This window comes from Pedobacter yonginensis (assembly GCF_003173595.1).
GTDB classification, from domain to species: domain Bacteria; phylum Bacteroidota; class Bacteroidia; order Sphingobacteriales; family Sphingobacteriaceae; genus Pedobacter; species Pedobacter yonginense.
Map to the genome: position 1 here is coordinate 343,678 of NZ_QGNZ01000001.1, position 24,679 is coordinate 368,356.

A 24,679-nucleotide genomic window follows, 5' to 3' on the forward strand; every position below is an offset into this window, starting at 1 on the left:
CCGGTTTTTCGGCTCGCATAATGACGCCAGAAAAACTGGCTCACACCCGTACTAGATTTATAGCGCTTCAATACCTGTGTTTCCATTTTTTGACTTTCTTTTTTTGTTTTTCTTTTGGAATGTTTTAGAAAATAAATATTAGTATTATCAAATTTAAAGCTTTGATAGTCCTGATTTGAAACAACTTCTGTTAACCTTAATACTTACAACTTCCCTTATCATCACAACAATGATTTTGCTGCTATTCACAGATGTACTAATGCATGTTTTTGCAGCTTTTAAATTAAATTTTATTGCTGATGATGTTTTTACATTCCTTCGTTATATAATATTCGCTCTGGTGTTATTGTCTTATTTTTTTGCAGCAAGAATACTGGTTAAACAATTACTGATTACTTATCGCTACTGCAGAAATTATAGGCCTGGATTTCCTATTTATCTCTCACCGATTGGTGATACTCGTTATTTGCTGGCAGCAAATAACGCACACCAACCTTATTTTAGGTTAAATGTATAGATAATATTAACTTACAACAGCGGCTTTTAAATTAATTATTAATTTGCCTAGCGAAACTATTCAGAATTTTATGGGAATACTAAGTCAGGAATTTATATATCAGTCTCTGCAATCCAGGAATTATCCTTTGGTAATAATGGAGTTATCTGAACGGGGCAATATTATAGACCAGGATTTGAGCGTTACATATGCAATTGATATTTTTTTGGATCAATTCTTCCTGGAAGTTGAGTCTGCTGATAACTTTGACGACAGTGAGATCCTTCAGGATTTAGACTTGCTTTTTTTAACACACATTACCGATGGTAAATATAAATTAAAGGATAAGTACGTAATTCGTTTAATCCCGCTAATGGTTAACAGGACACCGCAAAGTCAGCTTTGACAATGGTCGAATGCTGATGGATGTAGAATTGCCCCTTGGTGTAAGTGCGGTAGTAGAGCTACCGGATGCGAACGGGAAATTGATACAGCGAAAAGAGATAGGAAGCGGAAAACACCATTTTCAGGGATAAAAAAGGTTTTTAATTGAAACATACTAATAATCTCATGGGGTGCTGGCTCAAGCAGGCATTGAGGTACTGGTTTTAATTTGAAGAAACTGCCAGCAAAAAAATACCTAAAACTTGGTATTTGCTGATACAACTATTAGTTGTAATTTTATACTTATAACTCAGGTTTATAAGTATTTATAGCCTGTTTAATACGAATTGCGGTTTTCTTTAACGCTCAAAAAATGACCAGCACCCAAAAACTTGTTTTCATTCGAAAACACCTTCGCCTGCATTACAAACGGCTTCGTGAAATTGATCCGGAAAATATCGTCGGCTATCGGGTTGGGAAAAAAAAAACCAATGGGATTTTTCAGCGCAATTTTGCGATCATCTTTCAGGTTAAAAAGAAGATTGATTTAGCAGACATTCATCAGGATAATCATATTCCAAAGATTATCCGAATAGCGCTGCCAGAAGGGGAAATCTTAAAAGTGAGAACCGACGTGCAGCAGACAGGTGCCTTTAATTTTCAGAACGGACTTACCGGAATGGTAAGAAGTCAAAATAGTCCCGGCAATAGCTATGGTAGTGCCGGGTTATTTGTAACCGATGACGGGCAGAATACGCTTATGATAACCAATTATCATGTTTCAGCTGAAAATTTTTTAAATGATAACATTTATTATTACCGCAGGGATCCCGGACAGGTAAATCAGGATGTGAGTTTAAAAACCAAAGCGGCGAACCAGTTCTCTGGAAGTTTTTTAGAAGGACTAATCTCTGAAAACGTGGATATTGCTTTTGTGGAAATGAGCGTCAGGCCTGAAATGCCGAATCAGTTGCCATCGGGTCTGCTCATTCAGTCCAGGGTAACTGATCAACCTCTTCCAGCACACTTCGAAGGCAAAACCGTTACGGTATATTCTTATTCTTCACCACAGGGTGGAGATGCTACCATCCATGATGTGTCTACGGTCCTTCATACCAAACATCCTGGAGTTTCCTTCATTGACCTCATTCAGTTATCCCCAAAGATTACCCAGGGCGGCGATTCCGGATCAGTTGTGCTCACCAAAAGTGACGCTGTATTGGGTATTATTGTTGGAGCGGATGAGGAATTTTCCTACGCGATTCCTTTTTATAAAATAGAAAACTTTAAATCTTTTAACCTCTTATAACATGAAAAAAATGTTGCTGGCAGCCTTAGTGATGCTGCTCTTTATCAATGCCAAAGCTGCTATTAATGTGCAGTTTGGCTATCTCAATGCCGCGGGGGAAACCTTGGCGATAAGCCTGAAAAATGATATGGTCATTTCGGAAATGAAAACTTTTAAGGATTTGAAGGCTTTTACGATTTCTTCAGCATTAACAACAGGCCACTTTCTACGGATTAAAATAAATGGAGAAACCTTCGCTGATTACAAGACTAGTGGAGAAATCAAAAAATACGAGGCGAAGAACACCATCATAGAAAAAGAAATCAATATAGAACACTGGGATAGCTCTTCAGGGACTGAGGTGCAAGTGAGTGAAGACCTTGTTAAATTTAAAATCTTGCCCATTAAGGAATCCAAAGTTATAACTGAAACTAATAGTGATGGAACAGATGGTTGCGCGGGCTGCCTGATTGCCGGTAAATACCAGGAAATTTATGCCGCCTTAGGACTTGAACAAACGCCTTTTGGACTTTATCAAAAAGGGTCAAAGACGATTCATTTATTTTTCGACCAAGATGGTAATAGTATAGGGTCAACGGTACCGCAAGGAATTGCAAATGCTAAGTATGTGATACATATCATCTATGCCTTTTCTTCTGCTGATACTAAACCAATCCGATACTCAATTAAACAAAAATCAGGAAGCTTCAATGGATCATTAAATTTTGAGAATGAAAATATCCGCAAGGGTGGCTTAAACTTTCAGGGCGGGAAAACCTATGATGCTGCTGCTGAAAAGACATTTTTGCTCGGTACAGCTACAGATGATTTGAGTTTTGATATCATTGCAACAAAGGACGATGGTACAACAGTGAAAAAAGCGACCCTGGAAAGCTATACCATCAAAATGTCGCCGGTCTACCATGGCTCTTTTGACGTGGGGCTACTAAAAACGGATTTGATCAATCCGACCTTCAGTAATATCGCATCACCAAGTGGTAGTGGTATGGTGGTAAAACAGACCGATGCCTCTTCCAAGGGGGTGGTGACCATTATGGCTTCCTATTATGCCTCTCCTGTAATTATTCTTCGGCATTTGCTGATGGGAAAGAAAAGTGATGTGCCCTTTTACAAACTTGGTAGCAGGAATTACCTGGATGATCATAAATTTTATGAACGCATATATCCGACTCTGGGCGTAGGTATTTCAAATAAAACTTTCGAAAACTTCTTTTACGGTTTCAATTTTGAACTCGCCAGAGGACTGAATCTTTTCGCAGGATGGCACTACGGAAAAGTAAATACTTTTGAAATGCCAGGTTTTCAAGCCGGAGTGACCGCGGTTAGCCCTGAGCAGTTTGAGTATTATAAAAATACCACATGGAAGAATCAGGGCGCGATCGGGGTGAAAATTGATGCCATGATTTTCAAAAACCTTTTTGGACTTTAGCGATGAAATTTATCTATAAAAATCAGATCAATATCTGTATAGCTTTCGGCCTGCTCGGTTTTTTCTTTTCAGTATTGCTTTTAACAAAACACAATGGCGTAGAAATTAGCGGAGGAAAACGCAACAGTCCTTATGGAGAGATTTATCTCTCCAATAAAGATTCGCTTGTGAGAATGGTTCTTTGCCAGCGCATCTCAAAATTAAAGGCCGAGTTGAACAAATATGAGAAAACCGATCTCAGCAAAAATGCCGAAGCTAAAAAGTACGTGGAAGAGGCCAGGCTGGCTATAAAAAATACTTACGTAGAAATCAATACACTTAGTTATGGCAACAGTGGCAAGGATTTGAAAACCTATAGCAAATACCTGTATCCTGATAAAAAGGCTTATTTATCTGCGCTTAACGATGCCAGTTGGAAGAATGATGATAAATATTCGATTGCGGTCCCCCTGATCATTTTAGATGATTGTAAGCTTTTGACAGACTATCCTGCAAAATATACGGGACAAAAGCTACTGCTAAAGCAACACAAGCGCGCACTGCTAATGAGTTTCATTGATGATTATCCCCAGTTTGGTTTATGGATTGTATTATCCATTGCGCAGATGACCTTATGGTTTTTGATGCTTCCGTTACTAACCGGAAATGTCCTGAACCTGCAAAATAAATTACCTGCTGCTAACGGTATAGGTATTAATGGGATATTGAAGAGCTTAACAATACCTGTTTTGGCCTTTGTTGTTTTTGCTTACTGCTTTTATCTTCGTCTGGCAGATGATTACGTGATTAACGATAATCACTTTTTCCAGAACTATAATTCCAGATTAGAATATTATGCTACAACAGGTTACCTGGTTTCGGCATACTGCTTTGCAACATATATTTTTCTTTCCCGTCAGATTGACCTTTTAAACCAAAACTTTATTAGTCCCGGGACTTTACTGGTTCAAAACATTAATGATGGTTACCTTGCACTAAAAAAAGCTTTCGATAATGCCTTTTTGGCAAGCGCCATCATTCTGAGTTTAATGGTGCTCTGGGTTGGCATTACCATAAATGCAGTAAACTCAACCGAATCAATGGCCTTCTTTAGCCTGATGAATGCTAAACCAGGCATATCAAATGACTTTACTTACCTTATGGGACTTCTTCATAGCTGCCTGCTGCTCATATTCTATCTGCCCGTTAAATTGAAATTTGATAGCCTGGAAATTACCCAGCCTCAGTCTGGAGCAGGGAGTCCGGTAAAAACAGTTTTCTCTTCACTTGCTGAATCCTTAAAAACCTTGCTAATTACTGCATCCCCGATTCTTGCCGGATTTGCTCAGGAACTTTTCAAGTTACTCTTAAAACCTTAGCCAAATAGTCTGCCCTATTAAATTTTTAGCCCTATTACAAGCTTAGCGTCTGTAATAGGGCTTTTTGTTTTCTCGCCTGCCAGCACACAATCCCTAGTATAATCAAATGGTCTTCAGTTTTTTGTGTAGGCCTGTTCATTCACTTTCTTACCAGCCTATCAATACTCTTTTTTTGGTAGAGTGAAAGGAGTTCAAGCATTTGATTAATCTGCTTGCTTGCTATTGGATAAGCCTTTCTGTTTTAAATTTTCAAATATTTCATGCATATAATTATTAAATAGGGTTAATTGAATAATCCAGAGTACGTTGACCCCCGTCTCACCGGAAATAAATTTGTTGTTAAGTTTTGCTTTTCTGCATTTTAGTAAATTGGCGGAAATGGGTCAAATGAACTGTTTTGTGCACTATCTGGGGATTATTCCAAAAGTGGCCACTTGTTTTTCTGCAAAGTGGCCATTTTTTTCGGTTCAAAATGACAAGTGTTTTCGCTTAAAAGTGGCCACTCGGCTCATTTTAAGCGGTTTTAAGGCTTATTTAAAGCCAGCTTGATTCAATGATTGTTTTTGTGCTCAAGGCAGCTTCAGCGGAGCGCTAAAGCGTTTAAAAATGGTTTTTTTAGAAAGAGTGTTGCTGGAGTTTTTTGTCTGTCGGTTTTAGGATGTAATCTTTCCCCAGAACAGCTTTATTGACTGGATAATCATATCCGGGATGCCGTGGGGTGAAGTTTTGTGCGGATGGGAGGCAGAGCATTGACAAAATTTCTTTTGCGGTGGTTCTGATAGGAATGGATATATTTGGGACTCTTCTCAAGATGTCCTGCTCAAAGTCGGGCTAATCTACGGGTGTACAGTTTGGAACGGAATCCTCTGTCTACTATTGCCGAAATCCCCAGGTATAACCTCTGAGTTTTTAAGCAAGATCAAAAAGAAAATCAACAGAAAATAGCAGATTACTGATCCTTTGTAACGCTCAGATTCCTGAAATATCCTTCCGTGCCAATATCCGCCCAAAGCCCTAAGCCTCCTGTTTGGCCTACACCATTTTCATTTTGTTTACAATAAAGTTGGGGTTTTTGCTCCCATTGATATAATGCTTTGCGGTTTCACCTTTGACCACAATCTTCATTTCAATCCATCTATTTGGCGCAATATCTTCGTAGGTCTCAAATTCTCAGGGATTGGTTTTCCTGGAATGGTTAAACTTAAAATCCGAATAGGAAAAATATTTTACAGATCGGTTTCTTCTAATCTGGTTATCGGATATGCCGTTGGTAGGACGGAGGTAAATGCCTTCGAACTTTGAGTGTGTTCTAAATTCTTCGTACAACGGTTCTCACTTTTCCGAAAAACTAGATTCTTATATAAAACCTTTGCTCTTGAAGTCATCGACAATTGGCTCGATGACCTGTAAGAAAGCACTTAAGTGTTCAAAGAATTCCTCTGAGGGACCATTTAGTAGCTGTTAGGGCATACTCGTGCCTTATCTAAACTGGTCCTATTGAATTTTTTTTAGATTTCTAAACAAATCAACCCCACCCATTTCTGTGGTTTTTGGTAAAAGACTTAATTAACATACTAGAAGGGACCTATATAATATAGAAAGCCCAAAGGTGGCTTCCATTTAAATCAAGATGAAAGGAATTAAAAACATATAGATTACAGCTCTAGGATTGATATATGTGTTATAACGTGATTCGTTTTATTTACCGAAATATCGAATCGAGATATAATCGGAGCAAATATTCAGATCTGACTTGAAAATTTTTGATCGCTTATCTGTTCATTTCAGATCGAATTATCACATTCATACCTCCTCGAATTTCCAAATTCAATTTCAATTTGCTAAATTGTTAATACAAATCACTCAACTATATTTATGACTATTTTTGGGATAGACTTAAGCAAGAATTTAGTTCGAACTATAGATAAAATTAAGTCCAAAAATGAATACTTAAATATAGAAGAAGCGACCTATGTAACCTTTTAGATAATAAGATCTGCTAAGCAAATAAAGGACTTTGGAGTGATTTTTTAATCTATTTTCATGATAGAACAAAAGATTGGTCTGATCAAATACTTTATCGGCATTGACGTTGGAAAGGCCAGTTTCAACTATTGTCTAAGATATGGAGGTGGAACTGTTGTAAATGGGAAGGCAGCAAATAATGTTGAATCGATTAAGGAATTTGTACTGACGCTCAAACAGATACCCGGCTTCAAATTGGGCCACGCGATATTCGGTATGGAAATGACTGGGGTTTACGGTTTAGTCCTTATGAATACCTTGGTAAAACTCAAAGCAAAGGTTGTTGTTGAGCCTGCGCTTAGGATCAAAAACTCATTGGGGATAATCCGTGGCAAAAATGACAAATTAGATGCAGCGAGGATTTCTAGATTCTTGATCAAGAATCTGACAGAACTTAAGCTTTGGATACCTCGTCGAACAATCATAAACCAACTTAGCAGTTTGTCAACGTTAAGAGAAAGAATGGTTAAGGTCAGGACGCTCATGAATACTCCGTTGAATGAGGATGATGGTTTTGTGGACCATGAAATTTCAAAAACGAACATTGAACTTTGCAGTCCATCACTCATCCTTCTTGAACAATTGGTGCTGGATATAGACAATAAAATCAAGCAAAGTTGGATGGAGGACGAACGATGCAGAAGATTTATGGAAATTATGCTTTCAGTCCGTGGAATTGGAGATGTGACAGCATTACAAATACTGATCCACACAAATGAGTTCAAATCGATTCAAACGGCAAGAACTTTTGCATCGTACTGTGGGGTGGCGCCATTTGACCATGATTCTGGCATAAGCGTAAAAAAGAAGTCTAGGGTTTCTGCAATATCAAATAAGCGAATCAAATCTTTACTTCACAATGGGGTTAGAGCATGTATCGCGAATGATCCTGAAATAAAGGCGTATTACAAGCGAAGGGTTGAAGTAGATGGAAAGAATAAGATGTCTATGATGAATGCCGTGAAATTTAAGCTTATATGCCGAGTATTCGCTTGTATAAGGGGGAACAGACTGTTCGATAAAAATTACGGCGGCAAGAAACCTATCCAATGAAAAGATCGTTTGATTTCAATGTTTACAACCGCTATCTGATTATTTTGGATTCATAAAGAGTTCTATAGCATCGCCAACCTCTCTTGAATCGCTAATGTTCTATATTTAAGTACCATGCCACGAAGAAAAAAAGTTGATATAAAGCCGGATGGTTTAGCTGCATCCTTAGATGCGGAAGTGTTCCGTGAATCGCGTGGTCTCGTGTAGTTCCTTCCTGCTGATGAGCACGAAAGTGTATAAGGTCAAGGTGTTGGCGTTATCGAAGCGGCAAACAAATGGGATGAAAAATTAAAAGCACATCTTAAAAACGCTCGCATGATGATCCTGTTGTAATTTATGTGAAAGAGCCTTTGTCCAAGCCTGCAGAATTAATTAGCTCAAAAACACGGGAGCAAAATATTGCAAATTCTGAGGCTCAGTTTTATACATCTAAAGTTCGAAAGAGGTAAAAAAACTATTACCTAGAGGTGATTATAGCCATTGTGCCGCCCTTCCATTCACCTAGAATGTTAGATTTGCAGAATGTCTATCTCGCGTAATTTAATGGCCACACTTAGTGTAATGGCTTTCTCCGCACTGAACTGTTCTAGTCAAAGCGGCTGTTTTGTGCCTGTTGCAGGCAGTGCTGGAAGAAGTTCTGTAGATAAAATCTATACTGACCCTCAGCCTGGAGAGCCAGCTGGAAAATTTTATACTACCGCAAATTCATATATGTTGACTTGCGCCCCAGGCGCATATAGTTATGCTGCAAATGTAGTGGACGCTTCTCCAGCAACAGGATGTTGGGTTGATTATAAAAATGATGGTAGCCCAACCCAGTTTCCCAACAATTATTACCAAAATGGAAAGGTGGTAAACTTCACAATTCAATATTGCCCTATTGACAATTTATTGCCATACGCTTTTGTATTGTTCGCAGGGATGGGAGTTTTTTTATTGAGGGCAAAAAATAATTTTGGTTAGTTACTCGTTAAAATACCACTGAATTGCTCCGATAATTGCTAGCAGTACTACAGCTAAAATAGCACTCCTCAGCGTAGCAGTTTGCCATTTTTCCTGAGTATCGTAATGCCTTCCTGTTTTGCCAAAACCAATTTGTTTGTGAAATATGCTAAAGACAAGGATTACGAATAGCGCTGATCTCATAGATGCAAAATAGAAAAATTTGGCACAAAATTAAAGCCCTAGTTTTTGGCGGGGGCTTAACAATTCTCTTTTATCCAATTCCAAAAATAATCCTAAGTTATATTCATGCTTTTCAAATTTGTACTTACATGAAAAAAAGGAATGTCCATGTCAGTATCTCTAAATATAATAGACCTAGTGCAGCCCGGACATTTCCATTTATCGTGAGAAGCTTCTGTTGACTTGTATTTACATCCGTTTGATTCAAGAAATCTTTTCCAACATTTAACTTGAATCGGCCGATCCTCACCCATCAAAACGCTACAAGGCTTTCGTGTATAACTGTGTTTTCGGGCAAATCAAAATCTTTTAAAATACCCTCCTTGTCTACGTGAGCAGAAGTGCTCAATTTGGTTCTAAAAACTGCCTAGCATCCCAACCCAAGTCTTTTAGATCATATATAACTTAGATAAAGGCTGCTCGAGTAGTGTTTGACAGAAATCGGGTAAGATGGCTTTACTAATCATTTGTCTTGCTTCATTAACATCATTGCCATAAGCGCTTAAACCTAATGATGGAATGTAAATAATATAATGCCCGTCTTGTTCGAAATCAATAGCTTTAACTTCACCGTTTATTGATTGGTTATGTTTATTGTACGGAATTTGCAGGATATGGGGAGAGGGAAAGCCATTCGCACCATTACAAAGATCACCTAAGGCTTGCGGGACGCCGTGGGAAAGAGCAATGTGTGCAGTTCCCAAATTCAGGCCATTTAAAAGTACAATTCTAGATCTAGCGAGATTTCGATTTTGTCTCACCTATCTCCAGGTAAGCTTTCAGTTCTTGGTAATCCATTTGAAGTAATTCTCTAATTTTAGGTCGGCAACAAATTCAAATGTCATGTACATATTTTCAGAGCTTAAGTCCAAAATGACTTGATTAATCCTAGCGAAATCTATAGTCAATTAATTGGTTCAACTTTGTCATCGAAAAAAAGCGAAACTACTCCCATCCATATTTGCCAAGTTTTTGTGTTCTAAATTTTTAGTACAACGGTTGCCGCTTTTCCGAAAAACTAGATTTTTATATAAATCCCTTACTCTTCAAGTCATCAACAATTGGCCCGAGAACCTGTAAGAAAGCACTTAAGTGTTCAAAGTATTCCTCCGAGAGGGTACCACTATTAAGATTCATGTTTTGAATTTCCAAAGGCTTGCTCGTAAAGAAGCAGGCCTTTTTTATTCATTTCCAGTGCGTTAGCGTATAAGGCTGGGTGAATGTATTAGTTTTAAATGAACCCTACCGTAGGCAAGACTTTCTTTCTCAAAACATGCAGTTGCGTGCCCTTGAAAGGTATCACCTTATTCATAGACATCAACATTAGGAAGAAATCGTAGAACGCTTTCGATTATGGATTCCATTGTCACTTTTTGCTCTTAGATTAAGTTAAGTTCGGATTCTAGGATTGCTTGATAATAATCACCAGTAAAGGTCGGTTTATTTCACTACTGTAAAGTATTGTTAAGTTAACACTTTTAGTCGTATCGAAGCAGGTGATTTCCTTAATATTCCGTTTAAACTGACCCGCATATTTTAACAATTTCATAATTCTATCTGACAACACCCCTAACGCCTATGCCACATCTTTGTGCGGTAATAAGGCATTTCCTTTTTGATGTGCTAAAAAGCAATCCACCAAACAAACTTAACTACTCATTCATGAAACAAAATTACAAATTCAATTATTTGTCTTTAGTTGGAAGATGGCAATGTCTCGTTGCATTTCTGCTGCTCTTTTCAATTAACGCATTCTCACAGGGCGGCAGAGCCATAACGGGCAAGGTTATTGATGAAACCAATCAGGCTTTGCCGGGTGTTACTGTCCGCATTAAAGGGAGTTCAGGCGGAACCTCTACCAATGCAGATGGTATTTACACCATTCAGGCCAGAAGTGCCGACATCCTCGTATTCTCCTTACTCGGCAGCCAAACTAAGGAAATTGCTATTGGCAATCAAACCAATTTAACGGTTACGCTCATGCCCGATAATCAAACCCTGAAAGATGTGGTGGTAATTGGTTACGGTACAGCAAACAAGAAAGATTTAACTGGTGCGGTTACCTCTATAAAATCGGAAGAATTTAACCAAGGTGTTTTGGTTAATCCAGCGCAGCTTTTACAAGGTAAGGTGGCTGGCTTAAACGTAACGAAAAGTGGCGACCCCAATGCCAAGCCCTCTACAATACTCCGTGGCCCATCTACTTTGAGAGAAGGTGCAGCGCAAGAGCCATTTTACGTTATTGATGGTGTGCCAGGTGCTTCGATTGATTTACTTGCTCCATCTGATATTGAAAATATCGACATTCTTAAAGATGCATCATCTACAGCCATATATGGTTCGAGAGCAGCAAATGGGGTGATTATTGTAACTACGAAAAGGTCAAAAAACGGACAATCCCGTTTATCCTACAGCGGTTATGCTGCGGTTGAGAAGGTTTCGAAAAAATATGACATGCTTTCGGCGCCAGAGTTGAGACAATATCTGGCCGATAATAAGCAAACCCTTAATCCTGTTGATGATGATGGTTCAGACACCAACTGGCAGTCCTTGTTGGAGCGAACAGGCTATTCGCAAAATCATAATTTATCTTATGGAGGTGCCGGCCAGTCATCAGATTATGGTGCAAGTGTAAATTATCTGGATAACAAAGGGATTTTGAAAAATACCTCACTGAAAAGAACAATTGTTAGGGCCTACCTAAATGAAAAGTTCTTTAACGACAGGCTAAAGCTTGGCTTAACCATTACCAATAGCAATTCAAAAAGTTCAGATGTTTATCAATCTCAAGCTTTGCCTAATATGCTTTTCTATTTGCCAACGGTTAGTCCTTTCAATACAGATGGAAGCTATAAAGAAAATTACAACCGTACAGGAAGTGGCACGCGAAACCCTTTATCTATTGTAGATAACAACGTAATCAATAACCTAAACAATAAAACCTTGATTAACGGAATGGCGCAGGTTAATATCATTGATGGTTTGAGGTTTACCGCAAGTGTTTCTTCGCAAAGAGATCAGAACAACTATAGCACTTACTTAAATAGTCAATCCGGATTAGCCAGAGGTGTAAACGGGCAGGCGCAGAAAGTAGATGTGCTCAATAAATCGCAGGTGCTTGAAGGTTATTTCAATTACGATAAAGCATTTGGGAAACACAGCTTAAAATTACTTGCGGGTTACTCTTGGCAAGAAGATAGAACCAACGATGGTTTTGGTGTAACTACTCAAAACTTCTCAAACGATAATTTAGGTTACAATAACCTATTTCTTTCTAACCCAACATTGCTGTCGCAAATTGCCTTCAGCAATGCACCAATATCTACACTTAGGCTAATATCTTATTATGGCAGGGTGCAATACAATTATAACGAGAAATATTTATTGCAAGCATCATTAAGAGATGATGGTTCATCTGCCTTCGGGAGAAATAACCGTTGGGGTTTGTTCCCAGCCGTATCTGCCGGATGGAGAATTATTGGAGAAGACTTTATGCAAGCTGTTCCGGTGATTAGCGACTTGAAACTTCGCGCAGGTTATGGAGTGTCTGGAAATAGTTTGGGTTTTGATGCATTTTCATCGTTACTCATTTACGGTACGCTTTCAGGAAGTAATAAGTTCTTAAATAACGGAAACATCAGCAACGCCATTGGGCCGGTTAGAAATGAAAACCCAAATCTGAAGTGGGAGAGTACCGCAACCACAAACATTGGTTTGGATTTCGGTTTATTTAAAGACAGGATAACAGGGTCGGTCGATTTTTATGTTAAGCAAACTTCTGATTTAATTTACGATCGTTACGAAGTATCAACCACACAGTTTTTCTTACCAACCATTACCGCAAACGTAGGTAAAATCAAGAATACAGGTATTGAATTTGCTTTAAATGCCGTAGCGGTTAAAACAGCCAGTTTTAGGTGGACAACGTCGCCAAACATAGCCCACAACAAAAACGTAGTTGAAACCCTGTCAGACGATTTTTACAAAATAGCAGCCATCCAAACCGCACAACTTGGTGGTAAAGGTCAGTCTGGAAATTACAGCCAGCTCATTCAGCCAGGCTACGCCTTGGGCACCTTCAATTTATGGAATTATGCAGGTAAAAATGCTGCGGGTGTAAGTACATACATTAATGCCGCCGGACAAACCATTGCAACACAGCCATTAACTACCGATGCTAAAATAGCTGGCGATGCACAACCAAAATTAATTTACGGCTGGGCAAATAGTTTTACCTATAAAAACTGGGATTTAAACTTCTTGGTGAGAGGCGTATTGGGCAATAAAATTTTAAATGCTACCGCTGCATCCTTAAACAATCCAGCCGATGCCAAGCTACAGAACATACCGAGGTTTACTTTGGGCGAGTCGTTTAATGATATCAATGCCTATCTAATCTCAGATCGTTTTCTGGAAAGTGGTTCTTATCTGCGATTAGATAATGCCACGCTAGGCTATACCATTAAACCTAAAACGCCATCAATAAAAGCAATCAGGTTGTATTTAACGGCCAACAATCTATTTGTAATTACAAATTACAGTGGCTTGGACCCAGAAATTAACATCGGTGGTTTAACGCCGGGTATCGATAACAATAATTATTATCCAAAAACTAGAACCTTCAGCTTTGGTGTAAGTGCATCATTCTAAAAAATACGAAAATGAAAAAGTTTATAATCTTAATTAATATTCTGGCTGTTCTGTTTGTACTGGAGTCATGCAGTAAGCTCGATGTAGATGTGGAATCTCAGTATGTTAAGGATAACTTTCCTTACACCAGTTCAGATTACGCGGCGCTTTTCGGCACCATGTATTCTAATTTATCTTCACAATACGGCGTTCCGTATTGGAGAATGCAGGAGCTTTCTACTGATGCAGCAATTATCCCGGCTCGTGATGGCAACTTTGATGACGGTGGTCAATATCGCCAATTACATTACCATACGTGGACAATAGATCATCCAAACGTAAGAGATATTTGGCAATGGGGATTTGGCGGTATCAACAACTGTAACCGATTGATTAACCTAACCAACGAATCTTCAGTTTCCGATGCATCAAAAGCCAGCAGCCTGGCAGAAGTAAAAGCCATGCGGGCATTGTATTATTATTTTATGATGGATTTGTACGGTAACGTGCCAATTATAGATACTTTTCCAGTAAGTAGCCTGCCAGGAAACCAAACCCGCGAAAAGGTATTCGAATTTATTGAGAAAGAGCTTTTATCGGTGGTTGCTCAGTTGCCTGTAAAAGACAACAACAATAGGATTTTGGTTTATGGCAGACCAACACAAGCCATGGCTTATGCATTGTTAGAGAAAATGTATTTAAACGCCGAAGTTTATACAGGTAAACCAAGGTACACAGATGCAGTTGCTATGGCCGATAATATTTTGAAAAATAGCAATTATAGTTTGGATGCCAAGTACAGCGATATATTCGACGTAAACAATGGCCCTCAAATTAATGAAACTATTTTCGCGATACCATACGATCAGCAAATTCCGGGCAATCAGATGACTAGGTTCGGGTTTTACCCCGCATTGGCACCAGCTTATGGAATAAATGTTGGTTTTAGTATTGCCATGAGTACCACGCCAGATTATTACAATCGCTTTAATTTAGCAAACGATATTCGCAACAGTTTCTGGTTAATTGGTAAACAATATGCACCAGATGCCAATCGCAAACCAGATTTAACGAAACCAGTTTTTGTTGCCGGAACCACAACACAAATTGAAATTACACCCGATTTAATTTTAAAACCGGGAAAACCGATGGATTTGGGCAATACCGTGGCAGACCAAGCCAAAGGGGTACGTTCAGTAAAATACTGGCCAGATGTAAATGCCATACAAGCAACCCGTTTAAACGGAAACGATATGCCAGTTTTACGTTTGGCAGATGTTATGCTGATGAAAGCCGAGGCAATATTGAGAGGAGCAACGGCAACTACAGTAAATGGCGAATTACAAACCCCATTAATTTTGGTGAATAAAATTAGAAGCCGTGCTGGCGCCACAAGTGCAGCAACGATTGATTTAAATAGCTTGCTAGATGAAAGGGCACGTGAGTTTAGCTGGGAAGCTTGGAGAAGAAACGATTTAATCCGTTTCGGACAATTTGAAAAAGAGTACCCGCTACCAAACGATGTATTGTTTATGAACAAAGACCTCACCAGAAGGATTTATCCAATTCCAGCGAACGAATTAAGGCTAAATGCAAATTTAAAGCAAAACCCTGGTTACTAAACAAAAAAATGATGAGACTGATTACCTGTGTTGGATTGTTGCTAATACTTCCCGCAATTGCCCTAGTTACCAAAAAAGACGATTTACCGATCAATCATATACAGGTTATCGGCTCGCATAATAGTTATAAGCAGGCCATCAACCCGGCGCTGTTCAATGTCATCAAATCGCAGGATACAGCCGCTGCCAATAGCCTTGATTATGAGCATATTCCTATGCCGGAGCAGTTGGATATGGGATTGAGAAATCTCGAAATTGATGTTTATGCGGATGCGAAGGGTGGTAAATATGCTCATCCGCTGGGATTTGAACAGGTTAAAGGACAGCCACCATTTGATCCAAATGGAGAGATGAACAAACCGGGTTTTAAGGTTTTTCACGTACCAGATTTCGATTTCCGATCATCGGCACTTAGTTTCACAACTGCATTGCAGCAATTAAGGAAATGGTCGGAAGCTAATCCAGAACACAGCCCTATTTTCATTACGTTAGAAGTTAAAGATGATTCGATTAAACGCAGAGGATTTACACAGCCTGAAATCTTCACAAGCAAAACCTTCGATGAATTAGATGCCGTAATTATTGCCAATTTAGGGAAGGAACATCTTCTAAATCCTGATTTGGTACGAGGCAAATATAAAACATTGGAAGGAGCTGTTTTGGCGCAAAATTGGCCAAAACTAAGCAAAGCAAAGGGTAAATTTCTTTTTGTTTTAGATGCGAAAGATAGAAAGCGAGCCACTTACATAGATGGCCACCCATCACTTAAAGGCCGTGTAATGTTTGCCAATGCCGACTCTGGAACGCCAGAGGCTGGTATAATGATTAGAAATAATCCAAATGACCCACAAATACCGCAATTGGTAAAAAAAGGCTACATCATCAGAACCAGAGCTGATGCCGATACCAAGCAAGCCAGAAGAAACGATCGGAGCGATTTTGAGGCAGCGTGTATTTCTGGTGCTCAGATCATCACAACAGATTATTATAAAAAGAGTACGCACTTTAAATCAGATTACGCCATCAGCTTTGCCGATGGAAAATACTTTAGAGAAAACCCTTTATTTAAAAAGTAAGAATATACATGAACAGAAGATCGTTATTAAAAGGAGGTTTATTAACCGGCATGGGCTTGCCATTCTTAGGTATAAAAGATGTTGCGGCATTTCCTATGGCTGGACGTAAAAAAGCCAAAAATATCATCATGATGGTAAGTGATGGTATGAGTACGGGAACATTAAACATAGCCGATATATATTCTAACCGCATGTTTGGCCGAAGCAGTAAATGGTTGGGCTTATATAGAGACAACAAGGCGGTTAGATCATTAATGGATACTGCTTCTGCAAGTTCTTTAGTCACCGATTCGGCTGCGGCAAGCTCATCATGGGGTGGAGGAATTCGCGTGAGAAACGGTTCGCTAAACGTAGGCATGAACGGCGACAAGCCACAGCCGATTCTTCAAAAATTTAAAGAAAAAGGAAAAAAGGTAGGTTGCGTAACGTCTGTTCCAATTACACATGCCACACCAGCCGGCTTTTGTATCAATATCGATAACCGGGGCGGTCAAGATATTATTGCAGAGCTCTATCTCGGATTAAAGTTTGACGTAATGATGGGCGGTGGGCATAAATATTTCGGAGCGAAAAGACCAGGCGGAAACCTGATTCCGAAATATTTAACCCAAGGCTACGCCGTTGCAGAAAGCCGAGCAGAGATGTTGGCATTGGATAAATCGAAACCCGTGTTGGGCTTATTTGCAGATGACGGAATGCCGTACGAGGTGGACAGATTAAGCACACCAGCGCTCATAAAATCGACACCAACGCTAGCTGAAATGACCATGAAGGCCATCGAACTGATGAAAGATAATAAGGATGGTTTTGCATTACAAGTTGAGGGTGGTAAGGTAGATTGGGCAGCGCATTCCAATGATATTAGTGGTTTAGTTTTCGATCAGCTTGCCTTCGACGAAGCTGTAGGCAAAGTGATAGACTTTGCCGAAAAAGATGGAGAAACCTTGGTCATCATCACTACGGATCATGGCAATTCTAACCCAGGCTTATTTAATGCAAATGATGGCAATAAAAAATTTGATAGTCTCCAAAACTTTAAGCACAGTAATACCTGGCTATTAGGGCAAATAAACCAATCGTTTAGCGAACAGAAAATAATTGCCTTGATAAAAGAAAACCAAGGCTTTGAAATGAAATCAGAAGATGTAAAATCGTTATTGGGACATTTTAAAGATATTGTTCCAGGTCAGCTTTATAACGAATCAAATTTGCCCTTTTACGAATACGGTAAAATTCTAAGCAAATATACGGATGTACAATGGGCGGGGATGAACCATTCGGGAGACTATGTAGAATTAACCATGTTTGGCCCCGGCTCAGAAAACTTAAAACCCTTTGTAAAAAATTACGAGCTCCACAACTTTATGCTTAAAGCGGCAGAAATGCCCGAAGTATTTTTAGTAAAGGCTTAAATAAAAAAAATGGGTGCCTGCCCTCGCAGGTGCTTGTTCGTCCTAAATTTTTCAATCTTTATGAATATCCATTCAAAGTATTTGCAGTTTTTTTTTAGTCTTTGTTTATTGTGGAATGCTTTTGAGGTAAAAGCACAGGTACCAACAAACCCTCCAGCAATTGTAAATTCATCTGGCATTTGGCTGAAGGGCGATTTGCACGTGCATTCAAGGCACAGCACAGAATCATCGAACAATTCGGTTGCTAAAATCATTAATTTTTCAAAGTCGGTTGGGATGGATTATATGGCCATAACCGATCACGATAATCATGTAAAAGGTGATGTTGCCCACCATACTTGGACAGATCCCGAGTTTAAATCAGATTCATTGCTTTTGTTATATGGCGCCGAATGGACAACAACCCGAGGACATGGAAATGTGTTTTCTGATAAGCCATACAACCACCAGCAACTCTACGACATCAGAGATGCCCGTGACGTAAACATTGCCAAAGTTAAAAATTCATTGGGCGTACATTTGTCTGCCAATCACCCAAGCGGTAAAGATAATTTTGGATTCTCTTACGATTTGGTGCAATCTATCGAGGTTTGGAACTCTGCCGTATGGCCCAAGAATGCCAACGCAATTATGATTTGGGACGATATGCTATCATCGGGTAGAATGATTACAGGTCGGGGCGGAAGCGATGCTCATCACGGCGTGCCAACTTCAACTGAAAAACCCAGTAGCAATACCTATCAGGCCGAATACAACTATATTGGTACGCCAACCACTTGGGTATTTGCAAAAGAACGGAGCCTAAAGGCTGTTGTAGATGCGCTGAATAATGGAAACGTTTCTGTAAGTTCGAATCCCTTTGCCCCAAGAGTAGAGTTTTATGCAGATTTTAAAGGAAACGGCAAATTCGAAATGATGATGGGTAACACGGCTATATCAACAGGCAAACCTATTCAATTCCAAGTTCAGCTAATCGGCAAACTATTACCTAAAGAGCAATATACGATAACGGTAATTAAAAATGGATCAAAGCTTAACGCGTTTCAAGTAACTGGTGAAATGCCCGCCCTGCAGTTTACCGATGCGCCCGCTTTACAAGGTCGCACCTATTACCGCGTTACAGTAGAAGGTAAAAATACCGAATACCCGGAAGTGCCAAAATCTGCAGCCTTGAGTGAAAAAATGGTTGCCTTATCAAACCCGATTTACTTCAATTTCGATCCTAATTTTTGATGCTGTTTTAATGCTTTACCCGATCTTCCCAAATCCGATCGAACGGAAGCCATAATTTGTGATTCTGCTTGCAGGTAAAGCGTTACTAGGCAACATGCAGTGGAATTCGCATTTCAGTTCAAAACATGTTTCTAAGCAGATGCGTCGAAACGCGAAAGTTAACTTAAACTAATCTTTGCTTAGATGCAGTATGATTGAAATGATAATGGTTGCATTTGCGGGTACATAGTTGCCGATGTTTGATCTGAGATACTTCAGCGCACTTGTGATTTGATTTTCTACGCTTCGTTTGGAAATACTGAGCTTTGAAGCAATTTCACTATTGCTTAAATGCTCGTGGCGGCTTAGCAAAAAGATTTCGCGACATCTTTTTGGTAAGGCGTAAACATAAATGTCGATTTGTTTTTTCAGATCCGAAACATTAAAGTTTTCTTCCCCTTCGTTGCTCTGATGAGCGATATTATTCTCTAGGCTTTCATCGGTATAGAAAATCTGATTTTTAGCATTTTTTCCTTGCAACTCCTTATATACCTGATAGCGCATGGAAGCCGTGAAATAACTTTTAAAATCTCGAATATCTAAATGTGCTCGGCGCAGCCAAATGTTTAAAAAAATATCTTGAACCAGATTTTCACAGGTTGCCTCATCTTTGAAATATCGCCTTGCAGTAGCCAAAAGTATGGGCAAATAGCGGTCAAAAACCTCCTTAAATGCCAGTTCACTGCCATTTTTGATGGCGGTCCAAAGTACTTCGTCGTTGGCATCGGGAATGATTAGTTTCATTTTTGCAAATTTCACTTACCGAAGTAAAGGCTTTGTTAACTCATTGTGAATTTATTAATAATCGCAAGAAATACAATAAAAAAAATATTTTTTCAAAGATGTGTGTGTGACCTTGGTTTTTTTGCTCTATACATAAAACAACCAAGCATGACTAAAACTGAATACCGCTCGCTTTACGAAAAATACTTAAATGGGAATTGCACAGCAGAAGAACTGGAAGCCCTTCAAAATTATACTGACGATTTTACTTTGGCTGAGCCAGAAGAGATATCGCCAGAAAAGGCAGAGCAACTCTATTCAAAATTAAGATTAGCAATTCAAGATCAGGAGCAAATCAAAACACGCCCACTGTATTGGAAGCTTTCCATTGCAGCCTCATTAATTCTCATTCTATTTGTTGGGTTGATGTACGCCTTTCATGATACAAAACAAGCGCCAGCTCCGTCATTATCCAAAGCGGTGAAAACTATTGTTCCGGGATCGAACAAGGCAGTTTTAACGCTGGGTGATGGAAGAACCATTATCCTAAACAATGCTGGTACTGGAGAGATTGCTACAGAAAACGGAACCCAAGTTAGAAAAGATGCCGACGGACTGCTATCCTACCAAGTGGGTGAAACGGTCAGCGAAGCACTGGTTTACAACACTGTTTCCATTCCTCGCGGCGGTCAGTATAGTCTAATCCTGCCAGATGGATCAAAAGTATGGCTGAATGCAGAAACCAAACTAAGATTTCCGAATAGGTTTGTAGGCGATAAAAGAGAGGTAGAACTAGATGGAGAAGGCTACTTTGAAATCGCCAAGAATAAGCAAAAACCATTTTTCGTAAAAGCCAACGGTGTTAGCGTAAAAGTGCTGGGTACGCATTTTAATGTAATGGCCTACAAAGATGAACCCTTAGTGCGCACTACGCTGGTAGAGGGCAGTGTAATGCTAACAGCCGCTGGGCAGTCTGTTTACTTAATTCCTGGTCAACAAGGATTATTTAGTAAAAATGGTTTAAGGGTATCGAATGCTGATATAGAAGGAGACCTAGCTTGGAAAAATGGATATTTTGTATTTAACGAAGAAAGTTTGGCCACCATAATGCATAAAATTTCTAGATGGTATAATGTAGATATAGAGATGTTAACCAACAACAAATTAACTTATACAGGCTCGGTATCTAAATTTAAAAACATTGATGAGGTACTGAAAGTACTCAGTTTAACTGGAACAGTGAAATTTAAGATTGAAGAAAGGAGGGTAATCGTAAGCAACTAACCAATCTTTCTTTTACCAAAGGGATTAACCACCCATAAACAAACTAAAAATGAAATTTTTCGACCTTAATAAACATAGCCGTACAGCAAAGCTACAAGCCGGTAAGGCCATAAAGCTAACCGCTTTACTTTTGTTCCTTTTCTGCGTACAGGTAAAAGCTTCGCTTTTTGCTCAAAACATTACGCTCAATTTAAAAAATGCCCAACTTAAACAGGTATTTGTAGAAATCAAAAAACAAAGTGGTTACGATTTCCTGTTTAACAACGAAATGCTCAACCAAATTGCTCCATTAAGCATTTCAGTAAAAAATGTAACGGTAGAACAAGCTTTGGATAAAAGCCTGCAAAACCTCCCATTAAGCTATTCAATTGAAAATAACACGATTGTAATCAAGCGAAAAGCTTTGCAAAAAGCTGACGTTTCTGGAATGGTTACCGATGAAACTGGAAAAGGTATTCCGGGTGCAAGTGTAATCAACGAAACGACCAAGAGAACGGTTGCTACTGATGATTCAGGCCGCTTTAGCATTACTGCCACGCCGGGTGATGTAATTAAGATTAGGGTAGTGGGCTATGAGGAATATACCTTCAAAGTAGATGCAAGAACAAACTATCCACTGTCGCTAAAACCAATGTCGTTAGGATTAAACGACGTGGTAGTAGTGGGTTACGGTACCCAAAAGAAAGCGAATGTAACAGGCGCAATTTCTCAGGTAGATGCTAAAGTTTTAGACAACCGCCCAATTAATGCCATTTCAACAGGCCTCCAGGGTACAGTTACCGGTTTAACTACCATTGGTGGAAGCGGTCAGCCCGGAGCAACAAACTCGGCATTAAGGATAAGAGGAACGGGCACAACCAATAACCCAAATCCCTTTATTCTGATTGATGGTGTTCCTGGAGATATGAATTGGATTAATCCCGATGATATTGAAAGTGTAACGGTATTGAAAGATGCAGCATCTTCTTCGATTTACGGTTCTAGAGCGGCCAATGGCGTTATTTTAGTGACAACTAAAAAAGGTAAATTTAATCAGAAACCCATCATTTCATACAATGGCTACTATGGTTTTCAAAAACCTACTCGCCTGCCTAAAATGTTAGGCTCTGTAGAATACATGACCCTTTTAGGCGAAGCACAGGTAAATGCTGGTCTTCCAAAATCATACACCGATGCGCAAATTGAAGTGGCCAGAAATGGTTCAGATCCCAACTATTTTGCCAACATCAACTGGACGGATGCACTTATTAAAGATTACGCTCCACAGCAGAATCATGCCATCAGTGTAAATGGCGGAAGCAGCGATTTTAATTATTACTTTTCTTACGCCAGAGAAAATCAGGATGGTTTAATTGCCGGAGATCAATATCGCTTTGCAAAAAACAACGCCCGTGTTAAATTATCGGCCATTAAGCTGTTAAATATTTTGGACGTTGATGTTAATCTCGGCTACCTCGATCGCAATCAAAACCAACCAGCATCTGATACGGAAGGTGGGGGCGGGGCAATTTATACTGCCTTTACCAGCTCGCCACTTACACCCGTTCGGTTTACATCCGGTACCTGGGGCTACGGCGGTGGATCGAGCAACCCACTGGCTATTGCAACCGATGGCGGATTTAACAATTTCTTCTCAAAGGAATTTACATCAAACATTACCGGAACTTTGCATCTGCTAAAAGGGCTCGATTTAAAGAGTCAGTATGGATTAATTGCAAGTTCGCAAAAACGTAGAACTTTTAACCGCAGGATAGATTACTACAATCCCGTGAGCAACGCCATTATCTACACTACCACACCAAACAACTCTTTAAGAGATATTGCAACCACCACCACCTTGCAAAATTTCTCTATTCAGGCAGATTACACGCTTAATTTGAATAATCATCACTTTAAGTTCTTGGGCGGGTATCAACAAGAAACCTACCTTTTTGATGCCTTTTCAGCATCCAAAACCAATTTGGTAAGTGATGATGTTCCGGTATTAAACATTGGATCGCTCAATCCTACCGCAACAGGCGATGCCTATCAATATGCACTTCAGTCGTTATTTTCTAGAATTAACTATGATTTTAACGGAAAATACCTGTTCGAATTTAACTTGAGGTACGATGGTTCATCAAGATATGCGCCTGGACATAAATGGGGCTTGTTCCCATCTGTTTCGGCAGGTTGGAGGTTTAGTGAAGAATCTTTCATTAAATCTCAAGATCAAAAATGGTTTACCGATGGTAAAATCAGGGCATCCTACGGTAGCTTAGGTAATCAATATGGAGCGGATGGGCCAGCTTATTCAGAATGGTATCCTTACGTTAAATTATTAAATAGTGTGGGCACAATGCCAATTGGCAACATCCTGACTACCGGATTTGCGCAAACCATTCTTTCCAATCCACTATTGCAATGGGAAAAAGCTACAATGCTTAATATCGGATTGGATCTTGGCTTTTTCAACAACAGGCTAACCTTTACCGGCGATTGGTTCAATAAAAAAACCGTAGATATCCAACTTAAAGTACCCCAGCCCGATGTAATCGGTCTTACCGTTCCAGATCAGAATGCGGGAGCGATTTCTAACAAAGGTTATGAGATTAGCTTAGGCTGGAACGACAACATCGGCGGGTTCAAATACGGCATCACGGGTCAATTTTTCGACATCAAAAATAAGGTTACCGATTTAGGCGGCGTTCCGCCAACCTTTGGCGACCGAATTAGACAGGTTGGAGATCCCCTAGATGCTTATTACGGATACCGTACAGATGGACTTGCCCAAGAATCAGATTTTACGAAAGATGCAAACGGAAAGTACATACCCAAGTTTCCAATTTTTTCAGCTGATGCAGGTAAAGTTGCCCCAGGTGATTTGAAATATCGCGATTTGAATGGAGATGGTGTGATCAGTGCAGACTTAGATCGAGAAGTAATCGGAGATGCCTATCCACGATATAATTATTCGTTTAGACTCGACGCAGCCTATCATAATTTCGATGTCAGCGTATTTTTACAAGGTGTGGGCGAAGCGAATGGTTATATTACAGGTTCGGGTATTCATGCTTATAATGCCGATGCCGCTTTTCCACAAGAAGTACATCTAGATAGATGGACACCCCAAAATACAGGGGGTTCATATCCACGTTTCGTGTATAAAGATACCAGAAATACCGCCAGATTGGCTGATTACTGGTTGCAAGATGCAGCATACCTAAGGGTTAAAAATTTACAATTGGGATATACCATCCCTGGAAACTTCTTGAAAAAAATCCATGTAGATAGGCTTAGAATATATGCTTCTGCAGACAACATTTTTACCGATACCAATTTCTTTTATGCTTATGATCCGGAAACGCAGGCCTCAAGCGGTGGATTATATCCCCAAGTTAAAACCTTCATTTTCGGTATTTCCCTTAAGTTAAAATAAACAT

16 protein-coding genes are annotated in these 24,679 nt (G+C 39.5%); 13 read left to right on the forward strand and 3 right to left on the reverse strand.

The annotated features are described in order from the left end of the window. The first annotated feature begins 653 nt into the window (after positions 1-653). The 6 genes from DHW03_RS01665 (at position 654) to DHW03_RS01700 (ending at position 9,017) form a co-directional block, all read left to right on the forward strand. Positions 654-902 (forward strand): hypothetical protein, encoded by a 249-nt coding sequence (locus DHW03_RS01665; RefSeq protein ID WP_133248483.1) that lies wholly within the window; start codon positions 654-656, stop codon positions 900-902. A gap of 351 nt (positions 903-1,253) precedes the next feature. Continuing rightward, positions 1,254-2,189 carry a hypothetical protein gene (locus DHW03_RS01670; RefSeq protein ID WP_109924017.1) on the forward strand — a complete coding sequence of 312 codons (936 nt, stop codon included), beginning with the start codon at positions 1,254-1,256 and terminating at the stop codon, positions 2,187-2,189. 1 nt (position 2,190) lies between these two features. Continuing rightward, complete coding sequence (locus tag DHW03_RS01675; RefSeq protein ID WP_109924018.1) at positions 2,191-3,618, forward strand: hypothetical protein; 1,428 nt, start codon at positions 2,191-2,193, stop codon at positions 3,616-3,618. Positions 3,619-3,620: 2 nt separating this feature from the next. Continuing rightward, positions 3,621-4,976, forward strand: coding sequence for a hypothetical protein (locus tag DHW03_RS01680; RefSeq protein WP_109924019.1), 1,356 nt, complete (start codon positions 3,621-3,623; stop codon positions 4,974-4,976). A gap of 2,043 nt (positions 4,977-7,019) precedes the next feature. Continuing rightward, positions 7,020-8,054, forward strand: coding sequence for a transposase (locus DHW03_RS01690; protein ID WP_109924020.1), 1,035 nt, complete (start codon positions 7,020-7,022; stop codon positions 8,052-8,054). A 543-nt stretch (positions 8,055-8,597) separates the two neighbouring features. Then, positions 8,598-9,017 carry a hypothetical protein gene (locus DHW03_RS01700; RefSeq protein ID WP_109924021.1) on the forward strand — a complete coding sequence of 140 codons (420 nt, stop codon included), beginning with the start codon at positions 8,598-8,600 and terminating at the stop codon, positions 9,015-9,017. On the opposite strand, the gene DHW03_RS01705 is transcribed toward DHW03_RS01700, so the two are convergent. Together DHW03_RS01705 and DHW03_RS01710 are read right to left on the reverse strand one after the other, a co-directional pair. Continuing rightward, positions 9,018-9,200, reverse strand: a complete 183-nt coding sequence (locus DHW03_RS01705) for a hypothetical protein (protein ID WP_109924022.1) — start codon at positions 9,198-9,200, stop codon at positions 9,018-9,020. It lies immediately after the preceding gene. 428 nt (positions 9,201-9,628) lie between these two features. Continuing rightward, positions 9,629-9,943, reverse strand: a complete 315-nt coding sequence (locus tag DHW03_RS01710) for a hypothetical protein (protein WP_109924023.1) — start codon at positions 9,941-9,943, stop codon at positions 9,629-9,631. Positions 9,944-10,901: 958 nt separating this feature from the next. Between DHW03_RS01710 and DHW03_RS01715 the strand changes: the two genes are divergently transcribed. From DHW03_RS01715 to DHW03_RS01735, 5 genes are read left to right on the forward strand one after another with little or no spacing between them, the layout of a single operon-like run. Then, positions 10,902-13,889 (forward strand): SusC/RagA family TonB-linked outer membrane protein, encoded by a 2,988-nt coding sequence (locus tag DHW03_RS01715; protein WP_109924967.1) that lies wholly within the window; start codon positions 10,902-10,904, stop codon positions 13,887-13,889. A gap of 11 nt (positions 13,890-13,900) precedes the next feature. Further along, on the forward strand, positions 13,901-15,490 hold the full coding sequence (locus DHW03_RS01720; RefSeq protein ID WP_109924024.1) for a RagB/SusD family nutrient uptake outer membrane protein: 1,590 nt from the start codon (positions 13,901-13,903) through the stop codon (positions 15,488-15,490). Between the two features lie 8 nt (positions 15,491-15,498). Continuing rightward, complete coding sequence (locus DHW03_RS01725; protein ID WP_109924025.1) at positions 15,499-16,566, forward strand: phosphatidylinositol-specific phospholipase C1-like protein; 1,068 nt, start codon at positions 15,499-15,501, stop codon at positions 16,564-16,566. An 8-nt stretch (positions 16,567-16,574) separates the two neighbouring features. Further along, entirely contained in the window at positions 16,575-17,978 is a 1,404-nt protein-coding gene (locus tag DHW03_RS01730) for an alkaline phosphatase (RefSeq protein WP_109924026.1), read from the forward strand. Positions 17,979-18,038: 60 nt separating this feature from the next. Next, on the forward strand, positions 18,039-19,211 hold the full coding sequence (locus DHW03_RS01735) for a CehA/McbA family metallohydrolase (RefSeq protein WP_109924027.1): 1,173 nt from the start codon (positions 18,039-18,041) through the stop codon (positions 19,209-19,211). A 168-nt stretch (positions 19,212-19,379) separates the two neighbouring features. Here DHW03_RS01735 and DHW03_RS01740 read toward each other — a convergent pair whose 3' ends face one another. Beyond that, positions 19,380-19,994, reverse strand: coding sequence for a sigma-70 family RNA polymerase sigma factor (locus DHW03_RS01740; RefSeq protein WP_109924028.1), 615 nt, complete (start codon positions 19,992-19,994; stop codon positions 19,380-19,382). A gap of 147 nt (positions 19,995-20,141) precedes the next feature. Between DHW03_RS01740 and DHW03_RS01745 the strand changes: the two genes are divergently transcribed. Both DHW03_RS01745 and DHW03_RS01750 read left to right on the forward strand, forming a co-directional pair. After that, the gene (locus DHW03_RS01745) at positions 20,142-21,257 is read left to right on the forward strand and encodes a FecR family protein (protein WP_109924029.1); all 1,116 of its coding nucleotides are present in this window, start codon (positions 20,142-20,144) and stop codon (positions 21,255-21,257) included. Between the two features lie 49 nt (positions 21,258-21,306). Next, the gene (locus tag DHW03_RS01750; protein ID WP_109924030.1) at positions 21,307-24,675 is read left to right on the forward strand and encodes a TonB-dependent receptor; all 3,369 of its coding nucleotides are present in this window, start codon (positions 21,307-21,309) and stop codon (positions 24,673-24,675) included. Positions 24,676-24,679 lie beyond the last annotated feature (4 nt).

Excerpts from the sequence above, each read along its gene's own strand:
- DHW03_RS01745 (WP_109924029.1), top strand. The coding sequence starts at position 20,142 with ATGACTAAAACTGAATACCGCTCGCTTTACGAAAAATACTTAAATGGG.
- DHW03_RS01665 (WP_133248483.1), top strand. The coding sequence starts at position 654 with ATGGAGTTATCTGAACGGGGCAATATTATAGACCAGGATTTGAGCGTT.
- DHW03_RS01675 (WP_109924018.1), top strand. The coding sequence starts at position 2,191 with ATGAAAAAAATGTTGCTGGCAGCCTTAGTGATGCTGCTCTTTATCAAT.
- DHW03_RS01700 (WP_109924021.1), top strand. The coding sequence starts at position 8,598 with ATGGCCACACTTAGTGTAATGGCTTTCTCCGCACTGAACTGTTCTAGT.
- DHW03_RS01750 (WP_109924030.1), top strand. The coding sequence starts at position 21,307 with ATGAAATTTTTCGACCTTAATAAACATAGCCGTACAGCAAAGCTACAA.
- DHW03_RS01740 (WP_109924028.1), bottom strand. The coding sequence starts at position 19,994 with ATGAAACTAATCATTCCCGATGCCAACGACGAAGTACTTTGGACCGCC.
- DHW03_RS01735 (WP_109924027.1), top strand. The coding sequence starts at position 18,039 with ATGAATATCCATTCAAAGTATTTGCAGTTTTTTTTTAGTCTTTGTTTA.
- DHW03_RS01720 (WP_109924024.1), top strand. The coding sequence starts at position 13,901 with ATGAAAAAGTTTATAATCTTAATTAATATTCTGGCTGTTCTGTTTGTA.
- DHW03_RS01690 (WP_109924020.1), top strand. The coding sequence starts at position 7,020 with ATGATAGAACAAAAGATTGGTCTGATCAAATACTTTATCGGCATTGAC.
- DHW03_RS01705 (WP_109924022.1), bottom strand. The coding sequence starts at position 9,200 with ATGAGATCAGCGCTATTCGTAATCCTTGTCTTTAGCATATTTCACAAA.
- DHW03_RS01730 (WP_109924026.1), top strand. The coding sequence starts at position 16,575 with ATGAACAGAAGATCGTTATTAAAAGGAGGTTTATTAACCGGCATGGGC.
- DHW03_RS01725 (WP_109924025.1), top strand. The coding sequence starts at position 15,499 with ATGATGAGACTGATTACCTGTGTTGGATTGTTGCTAATACTTCCCGCA.
- DHW03_RS01715 (WP_109924967.1), top strand. The coding sequence starts at position 10,902 with ATGAAACAAAATTACAAATTCAATTATTTGTCTTTAGTTGGAAGATGG.
- DHW03_RS01680 (WP_109924019.1), top strand. The coding sequence starts at position 3,621 with ATGAAATTTATCTATAAAAATCAGATCAATATCTGTATAGCTTTCGGC.
- DHW03_RS01670 (WP_109924017.1), top strand. The coding sequence starts at position 1,254 with ATGACCAGCACCCAAAAACTTGTTTTCATTCGAAAACACCTTCGCCTG.